This is a genomic window from Enorma phocaeensis (genome assembly GCF_900186505.1).
In the GTDB taxonomy this organism is placed as follows: domain Bacteria; phylum Actinomycetota; class Coriobacteriia; order Coriobacteriales; family Coriobacteriaceae; genus Enorma; species Enorma phocaeensis.
Window position 1 is genome coordinate 607,492 of sequence record NZ_LT891970.1, and the last position, 22,929, is coordinate 630,420.

Genomic DNA, 22,929 nt, shown 5'->3' on the forward strand with positions numbered 1-22,929 from the left:
CAGCGCAACGGCAGCACGCCGCTCGCGGCGCACCGGGAGCAACCCCACGCGTGCGCCGATAGAAGGGCACCCGCTGGGGTCACCGACTATGAGGTCGAGGTTTAGATTTCACCTGGCACCTTTCTCGTGACCCAACACAACGCGCGGCGCCCCGGAAACCGTGGCGCTGCGGCCTTACCTACTATACTACGGAGCAGGCCTTGAGCTGAGCGGGAAGTATCGCGTTTCGCGAAGCGGGCTGCACTCGGCATACCCCGCAATCAAGTCCGGCTTATGAGGCTTATGAGCTAAGCGGGAAGCGCAGCGTCCTCGGGCATGCTCACCGCGTTGCCCACTACCGCCTGCGGAATCCTGCCGTCCAGCTCGATGAGCTCGCCCACGGTCACGATCTGATAGCCCCGATCATGAAGGCCATCGATGATGAGGGGCAGAGCCTCGACCGTCTGCTCGCGATTGCCACCGCCGTCGTGCATGAGCACGATGGAACCATTGCGCACGTTGTTGAGCACGGTGTCGGCGATGGCCTGTGCGCCGGGGCGCTCCCAGTCATGGGTGTCGACGTTCCAGAGCACGTTGCAGCCAACGATGTCGCCTGCACGGCCCCACTCCTGCTCGGTAAAGGCGCCATAGGGAGCACGGATCATCTGTGTGCGCACTCCGGTGGCCTGCTCGATGTTGTCGAAAGCCGTCGAGATCTCGCTACGGAGCGAATCGCGCTCGAGGGTGGGGAGGTTCTGGTGCGATTGCGTATGGCTCGCGATCTCATGTCCGCCGTCCACGATCGCCTTGGCTTCCGACTGGTTGCTAGCGACCTGGTTCCCCAAGCAGAAGAACGTCGCATGGACGCCCCTGTCTGCAAGGATGGCAAGGATATCTGGGGTGTAGCGGCTCGGGCCGTCATCGAACGTAAGCGCCACATACGGACCGCCCTCGGGCTTGAGATTGATCGAGCCGATGATCATGTCGGTCGCGGGCACGGCGCCCTCGGCATCCGCGGTCTCGCCAGAGCGCTCGCCATGCAGGACGGTCTTGTGCCCCGCCTGGCCCCACTGCTTGACGTACTGGACCGCACCGCCGCGCTCCTTCTGAACCGCGGGAGGGATGGTGACCTCTTCTTCCGTGTAGGGCTCGACCGCATCCGTCCCGTTCGAAACGGTGTACGTATCGCCATCGCCCATCGCAGTCGCTGCGATTTCATCGGTGGTGAGCTCCTGCCCGTCGCGCACGACGGCGCAGGGATTTCCGCCCCGTTCGTCGATGACGTTGCCGCCCACCGACATCAAGCGGCCCGGTGTTGCACCGAAATAGTCGTTATCCGCGAGGAAGGTCTCGAGCGGCGTTCCTATGCGCACGGACAGCTCCTGCCCGTTGACCGGAACCGGCACGCTGCGCAGCGCAACGAACCACACGCCAGCAAGGACCACGACGGCAAGAATGCCTGCGAGCACCGCGAAGACCTTGAATGGCGGCTTGCGGCGCGGCGACTTCGTACGCTGCGGGCGTATGGTTGCAGTGCGCGCACCTGACGCGCGATATCTTTTTGGACCGCTGCCAAAATGCAGATCGGATGCTCCTCCGCGCTGAATATGCGGACCCTTGCGGCTCCCGTTCATGATGCTCCCTTATTCGGTGGCCTTGCGGCTACGCCGTCTCATCTGTTTCCGACTCGACCGTTGGCAGGGCGGCCCCATCCGGGAGGCCGACACGCGCAAGGTCCAGCTCCTCGGCAAGGTCGCTATCCGTCTTGACGAGCTCGCTCACCGTCACGATTTGATACCCCTCTTCCTCGAGCCGATCGATCAGATCGGGCAAAGCCGCCACGAGCTGCTCGCCCGTTGCGTCACCATCGGTGAGCAGCACGATGTTGCCGCTGCGGACAGAACCCATGACGTTCTCGACGATGGCATCCGACCCGGGCAGCTCCCAGTCACCGGAGTCGACGCTCCAATACACCACCGCGCTCATAAGATCCATCGAATCGGCCCAATTCTGGGTGGTGAAGGATCCAAACGGCGCCCGCAGCAGGCCGGGGCGCTGGCCCGTTGCCTGCTCGATCGCATCGAACCCGCGGGTAATCTGGGAACGCAGCTCCTCGCCCGTGAGGCCGGTAAGGTTCGTGTTGCTGTAAGCGTTCGAACCAAGCTCGTGCCCCGCATCAGCGATGGCGGCCGCGAGCTCCGGGTGCTCCTCGACGGCGTCTCCCTGCAGGAAGAACGTAGCAGAAACACCCTTCTCATCCAATATGTCGAGAATCTGCTGCGTGTATCCACTTGGCCCCTCGTCAAAGGTCAGGGCCACGTACCTGCTGTTATCGTCTGGCGAGACCGATGTTCGCACCACTTCACAGTCAACCGTTTCTTGAACGATGCCCCTATCGAACGTGATGCCCGACTGCGCACCGGTCCACACTTCGGAGCGGCCGGGCACACCCCAAGTCCGAACATACTGGATGGAGCCGGTGCCATCGACCGTGATCGCAGGCGCAAGCTCGGTCGCTTGGACCGTATGCTCCTCGTACGTGTCTGCACCGTCGGTGATCTCCAGCACCTCACCACCCGTGAGCTCGGTGGTGGCGAGCGCATCCTCAGAGACCGCCTCACCGTCGAGCGTCACGGTGTAGCGCGCACCCCCCTCGCGCTCGAGCACCGAGTCGTCGACCGCGAGCAGGTCGCCCGGCTCGCAGGTCTCATCGAGGCCTTCGTTCTCGATGAGCTGCTGTATGGTCCCGTTGATATGGATGCTTGCCTCCTCGCCGTTCAAGGTGATGGAGACGCTGCGGTTGAGGTACCAGATCACGCTGGCGGCAAAGAAGAGCAGGGCGCAGCCCACGATGATGAGGGCGTACGAGCGCCGTGCACGACGACGCGGATCAGGGTTCACGCGACGGCGGCGACCACCACCGAAACCCTGAGTATGGTTGAGATACGTCGCTCCGGGCCGGCGTGTGGCACGGCTCCTTCCGCGTGGCAGCTGGTAGCCTTTGCCCGCCGGCGCGCGACGAGGAGTGGGTCGTCTTGTGTTGTAGGAGGTGGTTCGTTTCTGCAATGGTTTCCTCCTCGCATGGGCGGGCGCATGCCCGCAGGGCTATGTTGTCGAACCCTTCTTCTTGGATGTAGAGCCCGCGGCCTTTTTGGGAGCCGGGCCAGCGGCTTTTTTGAACTCGTCTTTGAAGGCGCCGAACATGCCGCGCGTACGGCCGAGCTGCTTGCCCAGGGCTCGCGTACCCTTCTCGACCGCAGCCGAACCCTTCTCATCGAGCACGCGCGCGCCCTCGCTCACCTTGGCACCGATCTTCGCCGTGGTCTCTGCAGCTTTGGCGGCAGCGCCGCCCGATGGCTCCAGGTACTCGACCGCATCGTCCACGACCATCGTGGCTTCGGCATAACCGTCAAGCGCGCTCGCCGGCATCTCGACCGTGCCCAAAAGGGCGGTAGCGGCGCTTCCCGTCGTGATCGAGAAGCTCTTGACCCGCCCGGTCTTGGCGTCGAAGCTGGCATCGGCACAGTAGCCGAGCGCCTTGCCGGAACGCGTCTTCACATCCATGCCCACCCAGATGATGCATGCATCCAAATCGATCCCCAGCCGCTTGGCAGCAGGAGCGTCGAAAGCGTCACGCCGGTCCTCGACAGCGAAGACGCCCTCGTAGACTTTGAGGCAGTCGAGCGCGACGAACCGATCAGCTTGCTTGACCACGCCGACGATATCGGGCGGAGTCACCATGAACCCCACCACACGCCGCCCATCGGGGGTGAACACGGGAAAGTGAACGCGCCCGAGCTTCTTGGGCTCGCGCGGCGTTCCGTCCTTGCGGGTGCGGCGATCGGCTGCCGGCATGCGGTAGAGCTTGATCCCCTGGATATCTTTGGTGCGCATTACGCCTCGGGAGCAGCCTCGGCAGCCTCGGGAGCGACCTCGACCTGAACATCGACGGCAGGGATGGCGGCACCAGAGATGGCATCGTTCAAGGTCTCGCGCAGCTGGTCCATGCGCTCGCGGGCAAGGTCGACCTTGGCACGCAGCTCATCGGTCTTGGCGTCCATCATGGGACCAAAGTCATTCACGGCAGCGCGGGCCTGCTCAGCACCCTGCTCATACATATCGCGAGCGTTATCCCAAGCATCGTTCGCCATATCCGCGGCCATGGCGCGCGTCTCGGCGCCAGAGCGCGGGGCGAGCAGTATACCGGCGATGGTGCCAGCAGCGGCTCCGATGGTGGCTCCTACGATGAAGCTGAAGGCCTTACCCATGTTCAAGTCCTTTCCTCAAGGCGCCGCCTGCATGACGGCGTACATAGTGGGTCACTATTATACCCGTGCTCAGCGCTCGACCGGTTGCCGCGACTATGAAACCTCAATGGTAACCAAGCAGATAGCTCTAAAGACCTGCAAAAGGTCAAACGAGAGCGGGGGGCGAGCTGCTCGCTAGCCGCGGTTCACCGCCGCCGCACCGCCGAACACGGGCTCGACGACCGGCTCCCCGTCCGCTGGCGCCACCGACTCATCATCGTCGCTCGCGAGCGAGACGTCTTCCGCAGAAGCATCGCTTTCCGCAGCATCCTTCTCTACCGAGCCCTCGTCCTCGCCGCGCAAGCCCAGCACGAGCTGACGCAGGCCCTCGACCGTGCCAGCATAGTCGGGTGCAGTCGCCTCGGGGTGCAAGAAGGCCCACTCCATCATGAAGGAAGCCGACGAGAGGGCGCCGATGGTAAGCGCATCGTCAGGACAGCTCAGCTCGATGTCGAACAGGCGCGGGTCCTCCGCGACCGCATGCGTGCGTCCACAGGAGATCGCACCGGCAAGCCCTGTCGCGTTCATGATCTCAACCGTCAGATGCTCAAGCAGATGGGCAAGCTCGGTGTCACCCATGCAGTCTTGGAACTCGCGGCCGGCGTCGCCCAGGCACACGTGCTTGGCGATCGCGGGAGCCAGGTAGTACACGCGCGCGGTTGCCTCGATATCTTCGGACGTCCTTACCGGCATGCCGGGGTTGACCAGAACGCGAGCGGTAAGATCGCGCTCCCCCACCGTGATCCTCATGATGTTGAACAGATGTGCCATGTCTCTCCGTTCCTCGGGCGCAGACGGCGTCGCGGAATGCATGCGTGCATGCCGGCGCTTTCAGCCATCGTAGCGCATCGCGGGCGCATCGGGTACGCGAACGGTGCTAATCCCTGCCGGAGCGCACAGGCTTCCCAGCAGCGGCACCATCCTCGCCGGAACGCTCTCCACCAGTAGCAGCACCATCATCGTTGCTGCTAGAAGCCTCATCAGATTCCTTTACGGGCTCCTCGGGGGCGATCACGCGAATGAGCGAGATGCGTTGCCCGCGCATGGACTGGACCTTGAAGCGGAAGCCCTCCACCTCGAAAACCTCACCGATGTTGGGCATGCCGTCGCAGATGTCGAGAATCCAGCCGGCAACGGTCTCGTACTCGTCGCTCTCCTCGATGGGCCATCCCAGCTCGATAGCGTCATCGCAGCTAAAGCGCCCGTCTACGAGCCACTCGCGACGCGAGAGACGCGTGAGGTACTTGTTGTCGGGATCGAACTCGTCCTCGATCTCGCCGACGATCTCCTCCACGATGTCCTCGACGGTGATGACGCCCGCTGTACCGCCGTATTCGTCCACCACGACCACCATCTGCTCGTGGGCGGTCTGCATCTCAGAAAGCAACGGCAGGATGTCCTTGGTATCGGGTACGAAGGTCGCGTCGCGCAGGCTTCCGGCAACCGGCCCCTTGCCCCTGCTGGAAAGCGCAAGCTCGATGAGGTCCTTGATGTGGGCTATGCCCACCACGTTGTCGGTGTCCTCGCGGTACACCGGGATGCGCGAGTATCCGGTGCGGCGCATGACGTCGAGCACTTCCTCTACGGTGTCGGTATCCTCCACCATGGTCACGTCCACACGCGGCACCATGACCTCGCGCGCCACCGCGTCACCCAGGTCGAAGATCTCGTGGATCATGCGCTTCTCCTCGTCGAGCAGGGTGTCCTGCTCGGAGACCATGTACTTGATCTCCTCCTCGGAGACGTTCTGGCGGTCATCGGCGCTCTTGATGCCCATGATCTTGGAGATGCCGTTGGCGCTTGCCTGCGTGAGCCACACAAGCGGGCGGGCGATCTTGCGGAACGTTGAGATCGGGCCTGCGACGGACTTCGCCATGCCCTCGGCATCCGAGAGGCCGATGCGCTTGGGCACGAGCTCGCCCACGACAATCGACAGGTACGAGACGATGAGCGTGATCACGATGGGCGACGCCACGGGCGCGATTGCGGAAAGCGGCGTGATGCCGAACGATTCGACCCAGCGTGTAAGCGGGTCGGAAAGCGTGTTTGACGAGACCGTTGCCGAGAAAAAGCCCACCAGCGTGATGGCAACCTGGATGGTAGCCAGAAAGTTCGTTGAGTCGTTCGCGAGGTCGAGCGCGAGCGTGGCGCGACGGTCGCCCTCCTCGGCATCGTGCTCGAGAGTGGCGCGCTTAGCCGTGGTAAGCGCCATTTCTGACATGGAGAAGAACCCGTTGAGCAGCGTCAACAGGAACGTGGCTATGATGGAGAACGCAACTGCACCCATAGTGTTGGATCGAACCTCCTGGGGACACCCCGACACCGCACGGATTTACCGGCGGGCATTCCAACGAACTCGAAGACCGGCGCAAGTGCCGGCACGCGCTATCAAATCACGTAGAGAATCACCGCCATGAAGATGAAGATGCTCCCCGCCAGCACCCACAGGTGCCAGATGCTATGCATGTAGGGGATCTTCTTCATGAGGTAGAACGCCGTGCCGATGGTGTAGCACAGGCCGCCCACCGTCAGCAGCGCGAGCGCCACCGGATCGAGCGCGGCAACAAGCTGCGGCAAGCGGAACACGACGAGCCATCCCATAACAAGGTAGATGAGGATGGTGACCCAACGCGGCTGGCGTTGGCGGCCGATGATCTCGAACGATACGCCGGCGAAGGCGAGCGTCCAAACCACCACAAACAGCACGATGCCGCCCGCTTCGGCCAGCGTGATGAGGCAAAACGGCGTATAGAACCCAGCAATGAGCAGGTAGATGCTGCTATGGTCGATGATGCGAAAGACGCGCTTGGCAGCCGGCACCTGAATGGCGTGGTAAAGCGTCGAGGCGAGGTACTCGAAGATGAGCGTCACGCCGCATACGATGGCAGAGACAAGATGCGTTGGCTCGGCACCGCCAAGCGCCGCCTTGACGATGAGCAGCACCAGGCCTGCGATGGCCAAAAGGCACCCGATACCATGGGTGATGGAATTGGCGATCTCCTCACCGAGGGTGTAGTGCGGTGGCTGTTTGCCCGCAGCGGCATCCTCAGTTTCACGCGGATACTTTGGGCAGGAGCGGCGACGCTTGCGGCACGTAGCGCATACGTCCTCAAGCGGGGTTTCGAATGTGGGCGCGTCGGTCGCGCCCATCGTACTTCGGGGTGTGGAACTGTCGCTGGATGCAGACATCTACGGAACGCTATCCTCCCAATATAGACTGTTCGCTATTCTAGCAAAGAGCATAGTCCGCAGACAAGGGGTGCCATATCTGCAGGTTCGCACGACGCCTGCAGATATGGCACCCCTCGTACGGGAGGCTGGGAACAGCCCCGCTGTCCCCAGCGCACTTCATCTGTCATGGAACCGCTGACGCCGTCCGCAACGTCCCAACTTAGACCTCGACGAGCTCGTAACGGCTCGTTCCCAGCCCGATCTTCTCGGCATGCTCGATCATCGAGCGCCAGTTGGTGTCCGGATGCGTGAGGTTGAAATGGTCATGCTGGCAGCGCTCGGGAACGCCACCGCTCGCCTCGAGCTTTTCCTCCTCGTCGGTGAGCATGGTGTTGGGGAACGCCTGCGCATCAAGCGCCATGTCGATTGCCGCCTGGTCGATCGCCACCGGGTCGAAGCTCGCGAACATGCCCAGGTCGGGCAGGATGGGGGCATCGTTCCAGTAATTGCAGTCGCACTCGGGCGAGATATCGATGGCAAGCGAGATGTGGAACTGCGGGCGATCCTGCACGATCGCCTGCGTGTACTCGGCGATCTTGTAGTTGAGCTTGTCGACCGCGTCGTCTGCGCCGGGGACCACGGCGTCCTGGTTGCAGGCGCCCAGGCAGCGGCCGCAGCCCACGCAGCGGTCGTGATCGATGCGGGCAACGTGCACCGTGCGGACCTCGCCGTTGGCAAGCGTGCGCTCGCGGGTACCCTCGAAAGTGATGGCGTCATGCGCGCAGTTGCGGGCGCATGCGCGGCATCCTATGCAGTGCTCGGCCTCGACGTTCGGCTTGCCGGCAACGTGCTGCTCCATCTTGCCGGCACGCGAGCCACCGCCCATGCCGATGTTTTTCATGCAGCCGCCGAACCCGGTCTGCTCATGGCCCTTGAAGTGCGTAAGGCTGATGATCACGTCGGCGTCCATGAGGGCATGGCCGATTTTTGCCTCCTGGACGTACTCCCCGTTCTTCACGGGCACGAGCACCTCGTCGGTACCCTTGAGGCCGTCGGCGATGATGATCTGGCAACCGGTCGCGTACGGCGTGAAACCGTTTTGGTAGGCGCAATCCAGATGCTCGAGGGCGTTTTTGCGGCTACCCACGTATAGCGTGTTGCAGTCGGTGAGAAATGGCTTGCCGCCGAGCTCCTTCACCACGTCGGCGACAGCGCGCGCGTAGTTGGGACGCAAAAACGACAAGTTGCCCAGCTCGCCAAAGTGGATCTTGATGGCAACGAACTTGTTCTCCAAGTCGAGCTCAGCGATGCCCGCGGCGCGCATGAGGCGCTGCAGCTTCTGCGTGAGGTTCTCATGGGAGCTCGTGCGCATGTTCGTGAAGTAAACCTTGGCAGGTTCCATAGGGGTCCTCCCTCAATCCGGTACAAGCGACACCTTGATTGTACGGTGCGGATGCCATGATGCGTCAAGTGATGGGACCCGAGCAGACGGCAAGCGGTTGTGCGACCAGGCTCGCCGCAGCAAGGGAAGCCACGAGCGAGGAAGGGCCGCAGGGGCTAAACACGATGCCGAGTGAGGGCGAGCCCCACGCAGGCGATCGCAACGGCGAACAACGCTGTGACCCCAACGCCGCACGCGTAGCGCGCGAGCACCTCCATGGTGAGCACGGGAGCGCCCAACACAGCGGCAACTGCGTCGTTCGTCCAGAACGTCGGCACGAAATGAGCTACCGCCCTCACCGAGTCGCCCAGCAACGAAAGCGGCACCCATGCCCCGCCTAAAAAGGACATGAGCATGCCACCGATATTACCAAGCGCGTTGAGCGCATCTTCGCCGAAGCGGGCCTGTGCGAACGTGAACGCCAAGGCAAGCGGGACAAATGCGAACACGAGCATCGCCATGAGCGCCAACACGATGCTAGTGGGAAGCATGCCGGCAGTCGACGCGAACGCTCCGCTTGCCACAAGGCCCACCACACTCGTAGCACCCCATACCGCAACGACGAGTACCACGCATGCCGCAAGCGTGTTCAAACCCAAGCGTCGTGGCGGCACAGGCGCGGCGAATATGCGCGCCCGAAGCCGATCCTCATTCATGGTGGAGAGCACGAGCCCAGCGCAAACCACCACCGAACAAGTTATGGAGTACGAGGTGAAGCTCAGGTACGCCTGCAGCGGACGCGCAGTCTCGGCCGCCGCGACGTCACGCTCCACCGAGACATCCGCATGCGCAGCGGAGGCGCGCCGCACCAAGCCCGCTACGTTGGAAGCACTCGCGAAAGGCTCAAGCGCAGCGGAGGCGGAAGCGAGTGCCGTCCAGCGCGCAACCTGCGTGTCCAAAAGGGCTGCTGCCTGGGTGTCCGTTCCATAGGCGATCTGCAGTGCCGGCAACTCCTCACCCGAGCGGGCGCTGACGAGGAGGTCGGCCTCATACCCCTCGGGTACGATGACGATCGCCTCGACCAGGCCTGTTGCAAGCGCGTCCTGCATCGCAAATGAATCGTCTGCAATATCCACAAGCTCCTGCGTTTCCCCAAGATGCGCCGAGATCTCCGCTGAGAGCTCGGACCCGTCGCGATCGATTACAGCGACGCTCGCCTGCATGGGCGCGTAACCATCCTCCTGTTGCGCGGCGGGCGCGGAGCCGGACGCCCGCGTTGAACCAGATTGGACCCCTATGGTGAGGAACGTCCCCAATGCCGAGAGGAACAGCACGTAAACGCCCAAGTATATGGGATGGCGGAATGCGATCGCCAGAGCAGATTCACAGATGCGCATACCGCTGCCTCCTAAACATAGGCGCCGCGAATGCGAAAAACGCAACGCCCCAAGCCGCGCAGGCGGCAAGGCGCGCGAGGTACGGCGCGAGCGATTCGTAATAGTAGAGGCTGTAAAACAGATCGCAGATGAGCTTGGCGGGATTCACCCAGGTCGAAAGCGGCACTGCGCGGGCAATGGCGTCGGCGAGCTCCATGGTGGGCTGGCCGTATAGTCCAGCGAAGATAGCGAGTCCGCAGGTCAGGCCCGTGAGGATACCCGATCCGGCGCTCACGCCACCTTGCAGCGGCAACGACCCCACAATGGCACCGATGCCCGTAGCAAGCCACGCCCCCACGGCGACGCCCAAGATGCACAGCGCTTCGCGGCCCTGAAAGTCGATGCCCACAACCAGGCGGATGTAGGCGAACGCAACCGTGAGAAACGCGAACGAGAGCAGCCATGATCCAAGAAGCGCACCGGCAAGCTGTCGGATGCGGCTCGTGCCCGCTATGCAGCGCCGCGCAGACACCGCAGATGCCGTGGGACGAATGCTCGCCACTGCAAGCATGCTGAGCTGTGCGGCAAAAAGCGTGGCCATTCCCATGAGTGCGTAGTAGAAACGAACAGTCTCATCCGGCGTGGAACGAGTAAGCGAGACGCGCTCCGTCCGGGCATCGAGCGAGAGCGCCCGCGCTACAGCCTCGGGATCAGCAAGCGCTGCTGAGTTGCTCGCGGCAAGGTCGTCGATGAGCGCCTCCGATTGCGCATATGAGTTCGCGATTGAGACAAGTATCGACCGGTTCACCTCGTAGCCGCCGTTTGCACCGCCATGCGCAGCAGAATCCTCGGAAGCAACGACGAGCCGCGGCAATGCGAGGACGGGATTCGGTCCATCGAGAGCAGCGGTTGCGTTGCCGGTAACAGCAGACCCATCAACCATGAACACGCCGTCCACCTCGCCTGTAGAGAGCAGCTCGAGCGCGGAGCCTTCGTCTGCCACCTCGATACAGGAAAGCAGCGGCTCTTCGCCTTCTGCAAGCGCATCCATAACCTGAGAGAATGTCGAGGTATTCCAGGCGTCATCCGCGACAACCGCCACCGGAACGGCGTTGATCGATTCCGCCGTCCGGAAGCCCGAGAACATGAAGACGAACATCGTAGCCAAGATAATGGGAAACGCGAGCCCCCACACCAGCGCGCTCGGCGTGCGCAGCAGCATGCGGATGGTCGCTCGGAACGTGCTCAGCATCGTGTCCTCCCCTAATCGCGCAGCTCGCGGCCGGTAAGTTCGAGAAAGACGTCGTTTAGGGTGGGTGGCTCGGCGTACACGCGCCCCAGCCGCACGCGCGAGGCACCCAGCACGCCCAGCACATCCGTGAGGTTATGTTCACTGGGCTCGCAACGAATGGTGAGCACGCCTGCGTCGAACGTCGCGTCGAGCACGTGCGGGTACGCGCGCAAGCGATCGAGCACCACAGATGGCACCTGCGCCGCCTCGGCCACGATCCTCTCACCCACTGCGACCATACGCTTGAGCTCGTCGTTTGTACCCTGCGCCAGAACGCGGCCACCGTCCATGATCATGATGCGCGAGCAGATCTGCTCGACTTCCTCCATGTAGTGGCTCGTATAGACCACCGTGGCACCCTCGTCTCGCAGACCCTTGATGCCTTCGAGGATGGCGCTGCGACTCTGCGGGTCCACAGCGACCGTTGGCTCGTCAAAGAAGATGAGCTCGGGCTTGTGCGCGATACCACACGCGATGTTGAGGCGGCGGAGCAAGCCGCCGGAAAGCTTCTTGGGACGGAAGCGCGTGTAATCTTCCAAGCCTACGAACGCGATGGCTTCGTCCACGAGGGCGCGCCGGCGCGAGCGATCGGCCACGTAGAGCGAGCAGAAGAAGTCGATGTTCTCGCGGACGGTAAGCTCCTCGAGCACGGCCACCTGTTGCGGCACGATGCCGATTCGCCGCTTGAGGTCGTAGCGAGCCGGCGCCATATCCTCGCCGAAAAGGCGTATATCACCACGGTCATAGCTGAGCAGCTGCAAGATGCAGTTGATAGCGGTCGTCTTTCCCGAGCCGTTGGGGCCGAGCAAGCCGAAGATCTCTCCCTCGGCGATATGCAAGTCGAATCGGTCGAGCGCGAGCACCTCGCCATAGCGTTTGACCAGACCATCCACGGCGACGATATCCACTGATGCCTCCAATCCTCGCGACCATGGTGGCAGGGCGCGCGCGTTAGCACCAGTGACAAATGTCATGGATTCCGTTTTTGCTGGTAAATGGTTTAGCGATATGATGCTCTTCGATGAGGAGCGGTTTGATACCATAGTGCGCATGCAACGCATCATCGACAAAACCGCTCTTTTCGCCTGCTGCCTGGTCTGCATGGTTGCATATATGGGACGGCCGGATGCCGGAATCGGCGCAAACGACGTCATCGTGGCGCTGCTCGCGCTCTGTGCGGCGGCACTCGACGAGGTCCTTCCCGCGAGCTGGCGTCCCTGCGCTCCCATCGCCCTAACACTTGCGGCGTTCGCGAGCGGAGCGGGGGCATGGCTCTTGCCCATTGCTGTATATGACTCAATGCGCGAGTTTCATTGCGCGACACTCACCCGCTGGACCGTCGGCGTCCCCGCTGCAGCACTCGTCATCACAGCCCTCGCCGGGATAGCCCCCTTGGACGATGCCCTCCTCATTGCATGCCTTTGCGCCGTCGCAGGGTTACTATCCGCACGCACCAATCGCATGCTCGCTCGTCAGGAGACCTTGCATCGAACCCGCGACGATCTCGCTCTGCGCACCCAGTTCCTTCTCGATGAAAAGCATGAACTTGAAGCCCAGCTCAAGACGAGCATCAAAAGGAGCGAGGGCTCAACCGTCGTAGGGGCAACACGCAGTCCCGGCGAGCGAATCTCGTCATCTGGCGCTTCCGACTTGCAACCGCCCGTCTTCAAGCGACTCACGGAACGAGAGCTCGAGGTGGCGCGGCTCATTGCTGAGGGACTCGACAACCGCGAAATCGCGCAGGCCGCCTATATGAGCGAAGGAACGGTGCGTAACCACATCTCCTCGATCTTATCGAAGCTGCACCTCAAGAACCGTACGCAAATCGCCATCGCTTACTGGCGCGGGTAGGCCGGCGGGTTCCACCAGGAGCTTATCGCCCGTCCACGCTTTTCGGGTATAAGTCGAGAAGTCCGTCCAAGTCAAAGCCCCAGCAGCGCCCACGCACCAGACTCTCCAGGTATCGACCGAGCATCCCCGCCGCCAAGGAGGAACAATGGAGCTCCGCATCTCAAGCAAGCGCTTCACCATGCACAAAGAAATGGATGTTTTCGACGCTGGCGGAACCCTCCGCTACCATGCATGGTCCGAACTCATGCAACTCCCCGTGAACGAGACCGTCATCGAAGACGCAACGGGAACCGAGATCGCGCGCATCTGCCCCAAACAGTTCTCACTTCTCCGCAGCATCAACACGGTTACCATGGCAGACGGAACGACGTTCAGCCTATTGCGCGACCCGCTCGGCTTCAACATACGCTTTGAGGTTCCGGAGCTTGGATGGGAACTCACAGGCAAAAGCATCCTTGCCTGTGAGTTTGAAATCAAGGATGCCACCGGCATCGTCGCCCGCATACGGAAACAATCGTGCGCGATCATGGCCGACTATGACGTTGACATCCCCCACGAGACCGACGTCGAACGCGTCGTTGCTATCGCTGTGGTATTAAAGCAATTCTTGATCCGAGGCCAGGGAGCGGCGACGGCTCCTGCTGCTCCCGCATAGCGCCTAAAGCCCGAGTGCCTGCTTTGCCGTCTGCACGATGCGCCCGAGATCGTCATCGTCGGGATGCGGGAGCGCCGCATCGAAGTTATCGATCATGCCCTGGATGCGCGCATCGCCGGGCTTCTCCGCAAGCATCGCCTCGTAGCGTCGGCGAACCCCCGCGCCCATCTTGCCTTGGCACATTGCCCCACCAAGGTATTCGGCGTCCTCCGGGAGCTTGGCGCGCACGCCCATAAGGATGCGCTCGAAATACTCAGGAGCACCCCCAAATCCTGCGGTACCGAAGAGGAACACGCGTTTGCCGCCGAGCTCGGCGAGCACATCTGCGACTTCTTGGGTACACGTCCCCTTGTCGCACCAAAACCCCACGAGCACCGCATCGGCCCCCTCAACGCCAGCCGCGTCGATCGTCGCGCATGTATCGCCCGGGGCAATCTGGACGCATGCAACCTCGGCATTCGCTGCTCTAAGCGCGCGCTCGAGCGCTTCTGCAACCTGCTTCGTATTACCGCTTGCACTGTTATAAAGAATCGCGTACCGCATAGATGGCCCCTTTCTGGTGATCCAGCTGGGCTCGCCGTACAGGCAACCTAGATGGAACCTACGTACCGCAACCCATACTACCCGCTTCGCCGTGTCGCATACGGACAGCTCGGTCATCCCGGTGCCAGCAACAGCTTTGCTCGACAACACCCAAACTACGAACAGGCGCATACGTCGCTCTAAGGTGCACGCTATTCGAATTTACCTTCGATTCTTCGCGTCTTGGGCAAGCCTTAACGTTCATAACGGGCTCGCGGAAAGTTCGAGCTTCTTGGCGGTGGTTTTCTTCGTCAGACCAAAGTACACCGAATCGATGCAGCGCCTTAACCTGCAATTCTTATCGGGGAATAGGGCTGTCTACTCAGGGTTTTTATTAATGACCACCGCCAAGAACATCGAACCTCTGAAGCGGCGCTCACAATGCCGCTCGAAGGCCGCCGGCGTCCATCTGAGTCGCGCAGAGAGACGTCCGCGGCAGAGAACCGCACCCCTTGGTACGGCCCCTGCCTTGGGTGCCCCCCGGCAGGGAAGCAGCCCTACGCCCTAGCGAACTGGGAATTGTAGAGCTCTGCGTATGCGCCGCCGCGCATGAGCAGCTCATCATGGGTGCCGCGCTCGATAATCTGCCCGTCGCGCATCACGAGGATGCAGTCGGCGTTGCGAATAGTCGAAAGGCGATGCGCCACGATAAAACTCGTGCGGCCGGCCATGAGCTCGTCGAATGCAGCCTGCACTTGCAACTCGGTACGGGTGTCGATAGACGAGGTGGCCTCGTCGAGCAAAAGAATCGCCGGATCGGTGAGCATCACGCGCGCGATGCACAGCAGCTGCCGCTGGCCCTGGCTGAAAGCGCCGCCGTCCTCGGGAATCACGGTGTCATAGCCCGCCGGAAGCGCGCGGATGAAGGCATCGGCGTGGGCACGCTCGGCAGCGGCCACAACCTCCTCGCGCGTGGCGCCCGGCTTACCGTATGCGATGTTATCGTGCACCGTGCCCTCGAACAACCAAGAATCCTGCAGCACCATGCCAAACGAATGCCTCAAGCTGCGACGGGTCACCTCGCGGATATCGTGGCCATCCACGCTCACCACACCGCGGTCGACGTCGTAGAACCGCAGCAGCAAATTGATCAGGGTGGTCTTACCGCAACCGGTGGGACCCACCAACGCGAAGCGCTGGCCGGGCATGGCATGCACGCAGATGTCGCGCAGCAGCGGTCGGTCGGCAACGTAGGAGAAGTCAACATGGTCGAGCTCGACCTCTCCCGCGGCATCGACGAGCTCGACGGCAGCCGCGCCATCAGGCTCCACCTCCGCGGCATCAAGCAGCTCGAACAGGCGCCGCGCCGAGGCGAAGGCGGTCTGGATCTGGGTGATCACGCTCGTCACCTCGTTGAAGGGCTTCGTGTACTGGTTGGCGTACGAGAGGAAGATCTGCACCTCGCCTACGGTGAGCCGCGCAGGGAAACCGGTGATGGCGCACACGCACCCGATCACCGCCACCACAGCGTAGATGACATTGTTCACGGCACGCGTGCCGGGATTGGAGAGCGAGCTCAAGAACTGCGCGCGCTCGCCTGCGATATAGAGCTCTGCGTTGATAGCGTCGAACTCGGCTTGCACGGCATCGCCGTGTGCAAAAGCGTCGACGAGCTTCTGATTGCCCACGAGCTCCTCGACATAACCACCGAGTCTGCCCTGGACGCGCTGCTGCATCGCAAAGCTCTTGTTAGAAAACTTGGCGATGAGCGATGCCACGAGCATCGAGAGCGGCGTGACGAGCACCACAACCAGCGCCATAGGCACCGAAAGGGCAAGCATGAACACGAGCGTGCCCACGATGGTGGCGATACCGGTGAAAAGCTGTGTAAACCCTTGCAATAAGCCATCGCCCACCTGATCGACGTCGTTCACCACGCGGCTGATGAAATCGCCGTGGGCATGCGCGTCGATCGTTGCCAGCGGCATGCGGAAGAGCTTGTCGTTTGCCTGGATGCGCAGGTCGCGCACGATCTCGTACGCCAGGCGGTTCACGCAGTACCCCTGAACCCACTGGAAAAGCGAGGCGCCCGCCGCGGAAATCACCAGCTGCACGACGAGCGGCGCGAGTGAGTCGAAGTCAACGCGTCCGGCTGACACGATGCAGTCGATGCCACGCCCCACCAAGATGGGCACATAAAGCTGGAGCACCACAGAAATAGCAGCCGAGACGAAGGAGGCGAAAAAGCTCACGGCATGGGGACGCACGTATCCCATGAGCCTGCGGACGACAGGACCCAAAGGAGCGCGGCTGCCGCCCTGGCTCCCACCGCCAAGGCTTGCGCCGCTGTCGGCGATGCTGGATGCGACCGTGGATACCGAACCGGTCGAAGTGTAAGGATTCATCGAGAGCCTCCCGTCTGCGACTCGTCGATCTCGCGATAGATGGCGCAGTCGCGCAGCAGCTCATCGTGCGTGCCGAGCCCCACCATGCGACCGCGGCGCATGACCATGATGAGGTCGGCGTCGCGCACGCTCGCAACGCGCTGCGAGACCACCACCGTCGCAGACGGCAGCTTGCCCTCGCCCGCGGCGCGGGCACGTGCTGCCGCAAGCGCTTGCCGGAGCGCCGCATCCGTCTTGAAATCGAGCGCCGAGGCGGAGTCGTCCAAGATGAGGAGGAGCGGATCGCCTACAAGCGCACGGGCGATGGTCAGACGCTGGCGCTGACCACCCGAGAAGTTCTTGCCGCCCGCCTCGACGGGGCTGTCGAGACCCTCGGGCAGGGCACGCACGAAATCGGCAGCCTGTGCCACCTCGAGCGAACGCCACAGTTCCTCATCGGTTGCGTGCGCGTCGCGCCATGTGAGGTTCGAGCGGATCGTGCCCGAGATGAGCGATGCCGTCTGCGGCACCATGCCAACCACATGACGCAGCTGCTTGAGCGGCCAGGAACGCACGTCGTGGCCGAGCACCTCCACCGCACCGGATGCCGTGTCGTACAGCCGCGGAATCAGGGAAACGAACGTTGACTTGCCCGAGCCCGTGCCGCCGATTACACCGAGCGTCTGTCCGGGCATGAGCGTAAGGTCGATGCCGCAAAGAGCCGAAGCCGAGGCGCCAGGGTAGGAGAACGAGACGTCGCGCATGCGAAGCGCCGGCACCTGCATGGCGCCGTCCTGCCCTAGAACAGGCAGCTCGACCGGCTTGTTGCCGGCGTCGGTGACGCTGGGCGCGCAATCCAGTACCTCATGCACGCGCGCAGCCGAGGCGCTTGCCTTGGTGAACACCACGACGAGGTTCGCCACGTACACAATGGAAAGCAGCGTCTGGGTCATATAGTTCACGAACGCCGTGACCTCGCCCTGCGTGAGGTCACCCACCTGTACCTCGATACCGCCCATCCACAGGATGAGCGCGACTGCCCCGTACATCACCAGGAATGTGACCGGGTTAAGAACCGAGGAAAGCCTGCCCACGGCGATGGCCGTCGCGGCCTGATCGGCCGCTGCCTCGCGGAACCGCTCGCGTTCGTGGTCCTCACGCGTGAAGGCGCGTACGACCCGTGCACCCGACAGCCCCTCGCGCGTGATGAGCGCAAGCCGGTCGAGCTTGACCTGCATACCGCGGTAGAACGGCACGCACTTGGCCATGACGAACCAGAACGCCCCGCCGATAACGGGCGTTGAAACCAAGAAGATGAGCCCCAGCCTGATGTCGATGGCGAGCGCTGCGACCATGGATCCCGCCGCAAGCAGCGGCCATCGGATGAGCTGGCGAATGCCAAGCGCGACCGCAAGCTGCACCTGGTTGACGTCATTGGTGATACGGGTAACAAGCGACGGCGTACCGAATCGGTCGAGATCGGCATGAGAAAGCTCATTGATGCGACGGTAGAGGTCGTGACGGATGTCGGTACCCATGCCCTGCGACGCGCGCGAGGCCATCTTCTGGCAAACGAGCGCGAACAGAATGCCCACCGCCGCCATCGCAAGCAGGATGAGCCCACCGTCAACGACGGTTCTCACGTTGCCACCGCGGATACCCCGATCGATCATCCACGCAACGACGAGCGGCGTGAACAGGTCGAACACGACCTCGATGAGCTTGGTGAGCGGGCCGATCGTGAGGTTGACCTTGTATGATCGTCCATAACGTTTTATCAGGTTGAACATGCCAGATTCCCCGAAAATGCAGCCAGATCAAACGCGGGTTACAACAAAGCGCCCCGTGCATCCGATGGATCCGGGTGCCCGGCAGAGGCTCCTTATGGCTGCTTCCTCCCGGACCTGACCAGGTTCGGAACATATCGTCACCCGAACCCATCGAACGCGCAGAGCGCTTCGATAATAGTACCTGTTGAGTCCCCTCGCGTCGAGGACGACTTGGCAATCACATCCAAGCCACTCATATCGGCGTCATCTCTCCGCGCCCGAGCTGTTCGCCCTGCCAGCATGAAGTGAGACTCCCAGCCTCTGGAATGGTCCGTAGGGGTGTGAGGGTTCGACGCCCTCAAGCATGATGCGAGACCCCGCCCATGGCATCCAGATGCACCGGGCTGCAGGCGGCAGGCTACCGTACACCCAGCAGATAGGCGCGCGCGGCCGCCTCCCCTGCCGCAATGAGGTTCGCCCGGGCATCCGCCTGTTCGAGCGCTTGCTCGAGGGGCATGGGGCGACGGCAGATGGGCAGCACGAGGTCGATGCCGGCGGCGTAAACGCTGTCGAGGTTGTCGGTGCGCCCGCCTACCAGTGCGATGACGGGGACTCCGCGCCTCTTGGCGCGAGCGGCAGCACCAGCCGGCGCCTTGCCGTACGCGGTCTGCTCGTCCATAAAGCCCTCTCCTGTGATGAGGAGGTCCGCCCCCTGCAAAGCATCGTCGAAGTTGAGGATATCGAGCATGGTGGATGTGCCGGAAGCCATGCGCCCGCCAAGTGCGATGAGGGCGGCGCCGAGGCCGCCCGCCGCTCCGGCTCCCGGAACGCCCAAGACGGAGCGGAAGAGGGGCCGACCGGCGGTCTGCACGATGCCGGCCCGCGTCCGCGCCGCATCGAGGGCGCGCCCGTATGCAACCATCCAACGGTCGTACTCCGCTACGAGCATCTCGGCCTCGTCACGTTCGATATCGGCAAGCAAGCCCTTTTGCGGACCGTACGTGCGCAGCGCCCCGCGCTTTCCCACCAGCGGGTTATCGACATCGGACAAGACCGTGAGCTCGCAGCCACCAAGCGCCGAGAGCGCTCCAGAGAGGTCTATATGCGCAAGTTCACGCAAGCCCTCGAGCCCGAGAGCGATCTCGTTGCCCGCAGCGTCAAGCAGACGTGCGCCCAATGCCTGGAGTAGGCCCGCACCGCCATCGTTGGTAGCTGAGCCGCCAATGGCGAAATACACCTTCCGTGCCCCGCGAGCCACTGCATCGAGCACCAGCTCGCCCACACCGCGGGTCGAGGCACGCAGGGCGGCCTCATGGGTGCAAGGCGAGTACGTGATGCCAGCTGCCTCGGCCATCTCGATCGCCGCGAAGGCATCCTCGCCCTCGCCCACAAGCAAGTACGACGCCTCGACCGGATCGTCGAGGGGCCCCGCGACGCGGCGGCGCACGATCGTTCCGCCAAGCACGCGATGCAGCGCGTCGACGGTCCCTTCGCCGCCGTCGGCCAGCGGCAGCTGCGTGATCTGGGCCCTTGGAGATGCGTGGCATATGCCCTCAGCCACCCATGACTCGACCTCGAAGCTCGAAGCCGATCCTTTGAAGGAGTCGATTGCAAGCAGGACGCGGAACGGCCTGCAAAACGCATCAACCGCCTGGATACCCCCGCTCCGCACGTCACACGGGCGGTTGTCATCGATATCTTGAAGCTTGTCTGAAACAGCACCGCCTGGCTCAGGGGCCACCGCATCTACGTGCACGATCCCCCCGCCTGCACGGCGCTCGGCAAAAAATGAGCGAAGCTGCTCCGCGCACGGCCCTTCGAGCACACCCGAGGTGACGCTGAACGAATGGTTCAGGCGGCGGTCATCGCTCACGTTGAAAAGCGACCCCACGGCACCGCCCTTAGGATCGAACGCACCGAAGACGCATCGGTCGATTCGCGCGTTGACCATGAGCCCCGCGCACATAAGGCACGGCTCGAGCGTCACGTAGACAGTACAGCCCGTCAGACGCCAGCGACCGAGCTCGCGCGCAGCGGCCACCATGGCGCGGAACTCCGCATGCGCCGAGGGGTCCTCCTCGAGCTCGCGGCGGTTGTGCGCACGGGCGATCACGCGCCCCTCGTGGACCACGACCGCCCCGATGGGGACTTCTCCCTCGGCTGCAGCTGCCTGCGCCTCCTCCAGAGCATCCCGCATGAAGCGCTCATCTTGCTCACGGAGCTCTGCACCCATGCTCTCCTCAGCATTCTCCCCGCCCATGCCGAGCCGCCCTTTCGCTCGTTTTCCGTCGATGCCCGCAAGCTCGCGGCACCATATCACGATTCGATGCTATCATTACCTCTCACGGAGAGATGGCAGAGCGGTTGAATGCGGCGGTCTTGAAAACCGTTGGGCGCGCAAGCGTTCCGGGGGTTCGAATCCCCCTCTCTCCGCCATGGATTGCATACGAGTCCCGCCCGGCAAGCCGGACGGGACTCGTGCTCGTTTTCTCACTTTTGACCCATGCTCCTCAGGCACTGCTCAGGCGCGGAGTCCCTTCGGGCCCCTGCAAAACAGAGGCGCCCCTGCATCCAAAACACCGAAGCCCTTTACCAATCAAGCAAATCCCTTGCAATCAAGTATGGACTTTGCGATCACGCGAATCCCGTGTCGCCAAGTTCGACAATGCGGTCAGTAAAGCTCTTCCAAAAGCATCGCATGTCCGTCAAATCTCTCTGCATTTCAGGCCGTTTTGACGGATGTGCGATGCTTTCGAAATTCGCGAACAGCACCTTTAGCTCAAAGCTTCCCACTCTCCATATGGTGTGCTAGAACGATGTGTACATCGCACGACGCAAGGAGGGCACAGTATGGACCTTCCCATCGTTCTATCTCATAAAACAGCTTGGCGCATTTATCACGCCCGCACCGTTGTCGAGCGTCGTACGAAATGGCTGGCAAGCGCCCGTGATGCCGGCATGCGCCCGCAGGATAACGTGCCGCTTCTCTCGGTCGATCCCTTTGGCAACGCCATCGACCTTGAGCCCCTTTTCTCGGACATTGGTTTGAACGATGCCGGTACGTGCCCTCGCGCTATAGCGCGCACGGTCCGTCAGGCGATTTCCCGTTGGAGCGTGGCGCATGATGAAGACGCCTCGCTGGATCTCCTGGTTTCTTTTCCATCGGACCGGACCGGATCCAAAGCGGTCGCCACGCATGTGCTCGGCAATCTGATAACCGCCGAACTTGTTCTTCCCCTAGCTCCAAACGCCCTCATAGTCTGCGAACCGCTTTGCTTCGTCCAAGCGGCCACATGGATGTCACCGCTCGAATTGATTGAGTATGGATACGAGCTTTGCGGACGGTACACCATCTTGGAGGATGACGACTATGTCGAACACGAGCCGTTCCTCTCACGGGCCGCGTTACGCGCATGGATCGACGCGCATCCGAATGCGCCTGGAGCGCAGAGGGCACGGCGAGCTCTTGCAAGCGTTCGCGACGGGTCGCGTTCTCCCATGGAAACTGGCACAGCCATGATGATCGCTTGTCCTCGAAAACTCGGCGGGCTCCGATTCCGTGGATTCGAGCTGAATAAGCGCATCGACGTTCCACGCGAACATGCCCGCTTCACCACATCGAGTTTCTTCGAAATCGATCTCTACATCGCACGTGCAAAAGCCGGAGTCGAATATAACGGGCAAGCGCATGAGGAGACGACGCGAAGTGCCCACGACGCGGAGCGGCACGGAGCGCTCAGCATGATGGGCTATACCATGTTCACGCTCACGCGCGGACAGTTTTCCAGCCAGCTGAAGCTACGGCGAGCGCTGAACACCATCGCAGCGGCATGCAATATCCCCGTCGACGACTCGCTGGCGTTTCAGAGCGCACAGAACGAGCTCAGGCTCTTCGTTATAAGACGATGGGCTACAAATCGGGAAAAATGATAAACCCGGAATTCGATACCGCCAGTTAGGGACTCTACAGCGGTGGAACCCCGCATGGCGCGGCATGCGATGGTGCGGCTCGCGGCGACGCAACCCGCAACGATAGAGCAGAGCACTTCGGTAGGTTGAACCACCATGAGAAAGCATCGCATATCCGTCAAATTCGCCCTTAATTTCGCGACTTTTGATGGATATGCGATGGCTGCGCCCCCGAGGAGACGCCGAACAAGGCCAATTCTCAAAACCGGGGCGCCCCAAAACGGAAGCGCCCCGCTACATGCTGCCCAAAACACCGGATACTCGGCACGAAGCA

18 protein-coding genes, 1 tRNA gene and 1 other RNA gene are annotated in these 22,929 nt (G+C 62.4%); 4 read left to right on the forward strand and 16 right to left on the reverse strand.

Annotated elements, in window-relative coordinates; all coding sequences use genetic code 11:
- Positions 1-287: 287 nt before the first annotated feature.
- The 11 genes from C1717_RS08860 to C1717_RS08910 form a co-directional block, all read right to left on the reverse strand.
- On the reverse strand, positions 288-1,448 hold the full coding sequence (locus tag C1717_RS08860) for a polysaccharide deacetylase family protein (protein ID WP_180965900.1): 1,161 nt from the start codon (positions 1,446-1,448) through the stop codon (positions 288-290).
- A 193-nt stretch (positions 1,449-1,641) separates the two neighbouring features.
- A complete protein-coding gene (locus C1717_RS08865; protein ID WP_102372824.1) occupies positions 1,642-3,045 on the reverse strand; it encodes a polysaccharide deacetylase family protein in 1,404 nt (467 codons plus the stop codon).
- A gap of 39 nt (positions 3,046-3,084) precedes the next feature.
- A complete protein-coding gene (locus tag C1717_RS08870; RefSeq protein WP_102372825.1) occupies positions 3,085-3,873 on the reverse strand; it encodes a hypothetical protein in 789 nt (262 codons plus the stop codon).
- Positions 3,873-4,247, reverse strand: coding sequence for a YtxH domain-containing protein (locus C1717_RS08875; protein ID WP_102372826.1), 375 nt, complete (start codon positions 4,245-4,247; stop codon positions 3,873-3,875). Before C1717_RS08875 ends, C1717_RS08870 begins: the two co-directional genes overlap by 1 nt.
- Before the next feature lie 174 nt (positions 4,248-4,421).
- Positions 4,422-5,057, reverse strand: coding sequence for a hypothetical protein (locus C1717_RS08880; protein WP_102372827.1), 636 nt, complete (start codon positions 5,055-5,057; stop codon positions 4,422-4,424).
- A gap of 106 nt (positions 5,058-5,163) precedes the next feature.
- Complete coding sequence (locus C1717_RS08885) at positions 5,164-6,573, reverse strand: hemolysin family protein (RefSeq protein ID WP_102372828.1); 1,410 nt, start codon at positions 6,571-6,573, stop codon at positions 5,164-5,166.
- Between the two features lie 101 nt (positions 6,574-6,674).
- Entirely contained in the window at positions 6,675-7,475 is an 801-nt protein-coding gene (gene trhA / locus C1717_RS08890; RefSeq protein ID WP_245859591.1) for a PAQR family membrane homeostasis protein TrhA, read from the reverse strand.
- Positions 7,476-7,677: 202 nt separating this feature from the next.
- A complete protein-coding gene (locus C1717_RS08895) occupies positions 7,678-8,859 on the reverse strand; it encodes a DUF362 domain-containing protein (RefSeq protein ID WP_102372829.1) in 1,182 nt (393 codons plus the stop codon).
- Positions 8,860-9,014: 155 nt separating this feature from the next.
- Positions 9,015-10,235 carry an ABC transporter permease gene (locus C1717_RS08900; protein WP_102372830.1) on the reverse strand — a complete coding sequence of 407 codons (1,221 nt, stop codon included), beginning with the start codon at positions 10,233-10,235 and terminating at the stop codon, positions 9,015-9,017.
- A complete protein-coding gene (locus C1717_RS08905; RefSeq protein ID WP_102372831.1) occupies positions 10,222-11,466 on the reverse strand; it encodes an ABC transporter permease in 1,245 nt (414 codons plus the stop codon). Before C1717_RS08905 ends, C1717_RS08900 begins: the two co-directional genes overlap by 14 nt.
- Positions 11,467-11,477: 11 nt before the next feature.
- On the reverse strand, positions 11,478-12,413 hold the full coding sequence (locus C1717_RS08910; RefSeq protein WP_102372832.1) for an ABC transporter ATP-binding protein: 936 nt from the start codon (positions 12,411-12,413) through the stop codon (positions 11,478-11,480).
- Positions 12,414-12,513: 100 nt separating this feature from the next.
- Between C1717_RS08910 and C1717_RS08915 the strand changes: the two genes are divergently transcribed.
- Both C1717_RS08915 and C1717_RS08920 read left to right on the forward strand, forming a co-directional pair.
- A complete protein-coding gene (locus C1717_RS08915; RefSeq protein WP_245859594.1) occupies positions 12,514-13,356 on the forward strand; it encodes a helix-turn-helix transcriptional regulator in 843 nt (280 codons plus the stop codon).
- A gap of 145 nt (positions 13,357-13,501) precedes the next feature.
- Positions 13,502-14,011 (forward strand): LURP-one-related family protein, encoded by a 510-nt coding sequence (locus tag C1717_RS08920; RefSeq protein WP_102372833.1) that lies wholly within the window; start codon positions 13,502-13,504, stop codon positions 14,009-14,011.
- Positions 14,012-14,014: 3 nt separating this feature from the next.
- On the opposite strand, the gene bilS is transcribed toward C1717_RS08920, so the two are convergent.
- The 5 genes from bilS to tadA form a co-directional block, all read right to left on the reverse strand.
- Positions 14,015-14,554 (reverse strand): flavodoxin family protein BilS, encoded by a 540-nt coding sequence (gene bilS, locus C1717_RS08925; protein ID WP_102372834.1) that lies wholly within the window; start codon positions 14,552-14,554, stop codon positions 14,015-14,017.
- A 536-nt stretch (positions 14,555-15,090) separates the two neighbouring features.
- Complete coding sequence (locus tag C1717_RS08930) at positions 15,091-16,938, reverse strand: ABC transporter ATP-binding protein (protein WP_102372835.1); 1,848 nt, start codon at positions 16,936-16,938, stop codon at positions 15,091-15,093.
- Complete coding sequence (locus C1717_RS08935) at positions 16,935-18,707, reverse strand: ABC transporter ATP-binding protein (protein WP_102372836.1); 1,773 nt, start codon at positions 18,705-18,707, stop codon at positions 16,935-16,937. Before C1717_RS08935 ends, C1717_RS08930 begins: the two co-directional genes overlap by 4 nt.
- A gap of 58 nt (positions 18,708-18,765) precedes the next feature.
- An RNA gene (ffs, locus tag C1717_RS08940) (signal recognition particle sRNA small type) lies at positions 18,766-18,861 on the reverse strand.
- A 243-nt stretch (positions 18,862-19,104) separates the two neighbouring features.
- Complete coding sequence (gene tadA / locus C1717_RS08945; RefSeq protein ID WP_245859598.1) at positions 19,105-20,946, reverse strand: tRNA adenosine(34) deaminase TadA; 1,842 nt, start codon at positions 20,944-20,946, stop codon at positions 19,105-19,107.
- An 86-nt stretch (positions 20,947-21,032) separates the two neighbouring features.
- Between tadA and C1717_RS08950 the strand changes: the two genes are divergently transcribed.
- Both C1717_RS08950 and C1717_RS08955 read left to right on the forward strand, forming a co-directional pair.
- Positions 21,033-21,122: transfer RNA gene (locus tag C1717_RS08950), tRNA-Ser, on the forward strand.
- A 414-nt stretch (positions 21,123-21,536) separates the two neighbouring features.
- On the forward strand, positions 21,537-22,616 hold the full coding sequence (locus C1717_RS08955) for a hypothetical protein (protein WP_102372837.1): 1,080 nt from the start codon (positions 21,537-21,539) through the stop codon (positions 22,614-22,616).
- Positions 22,617-22,929: the final 313 nt, after the last annotated feature.

Coding starts and splice junctions, on each gene's coding strand:
- C1717_RS08870 (WP_102372825.1), bottom strand. CDS start 3,873: ATGCGCACCAAAGATATCCAGGGGATCAAGCTCTACCGCATGCCGGCA.
- C1717_RS08875 (WP_102372826.1), bottom strand. CDS start 4,247: ATGGGTAAGGCCTTCAGCTTCATCGTAGGAGCCACCATCGGAGCCGCT.
- C1717_RS08880 (WP_102372827.1), bottom strand. CDS start 5,057: ATGGCACATCTGTTCAACATCATGAGGATCACGGTGGGGGAGCGCGAT.
- C1717_RS08885 (WP_102372828.1), bottom strand. CDS start 6,573: ATGGGTGCAGTTGCGTTCTCCATCATAGCCACGTTCCTGTTGACGCTG.
- trhA (WP_245859591.1), bottom strand. CDS start 7,475: ATGTCTGCATCCAGCGACAGTTCCACACCCCGAAGTACGATGGGCGCG.
- C1717_RS08895 (WP_102372829.1), bottom strand. CDS start 8,859: ATGGAACCTGCCAAGGTTTACTTCACGAACATGCGCACGAGCTCCCAT.
- C1717_RS08900 (WP_102372830.1), bottom strand. CDS start 10,235: ATGCGCATCTGTGAATCTGCTCTGGCGATCGCATTCCGCCATCCCATA.
- C1717_RS08905 (WP_102372831.1), bottom strand. CDS start 11,466: ATGCTGAGCACGTTCCGAGCGACCATCCGCATGCTGCTGCGCACGCCG.
- C1717_RS08915 (WP_245859594.1), top strand. CDS start 12,514: ATGATGCTCTTCGATGAGGAGCGGTTTGATACCATAGTGCGCATGCAA.
- C1717_RS08920 (WP_102372833.1), top strand. CDS start 13,502: ATGGAGCTCCGCATCTCAAGCAAGCGCTTCACCATGCACAAAGAAATG.
- bilS (WP_102372834.1), bottom strand. CDS start 14,554: ATGCGGTACGCGATTCTTTATAACAGTGCAAGCGGTAATACGAAGCAG.
- C1717_RS08930 (WP_102372835.1), bottom strand. CDS start 16,938: ATGAATCCTTACACTTCGACCGGTTCGGTATCCACGGTCGCATCCAGC.
- C1717_RS08935 (WP_102372836.1), bottom strand. CDS start 18,707: ATGTTCAACCTGATAAAACGTTATGGACGATCATACAAGGTCAACCTC.
- tadA (WP_245859598.1), bottom strand. CDS start 20,946: ATGGGCGGGGAGAATGCTGAGGAGAGCATGGGTGCAGAGCTCCGTGAG.
- C1717_RS08955 (WP_102372837.1), top strand. CDS start 21,537: ATGGACCTTCCCATCGTTCTATCTCATAAAACAGCTTGGCGCATTTAT.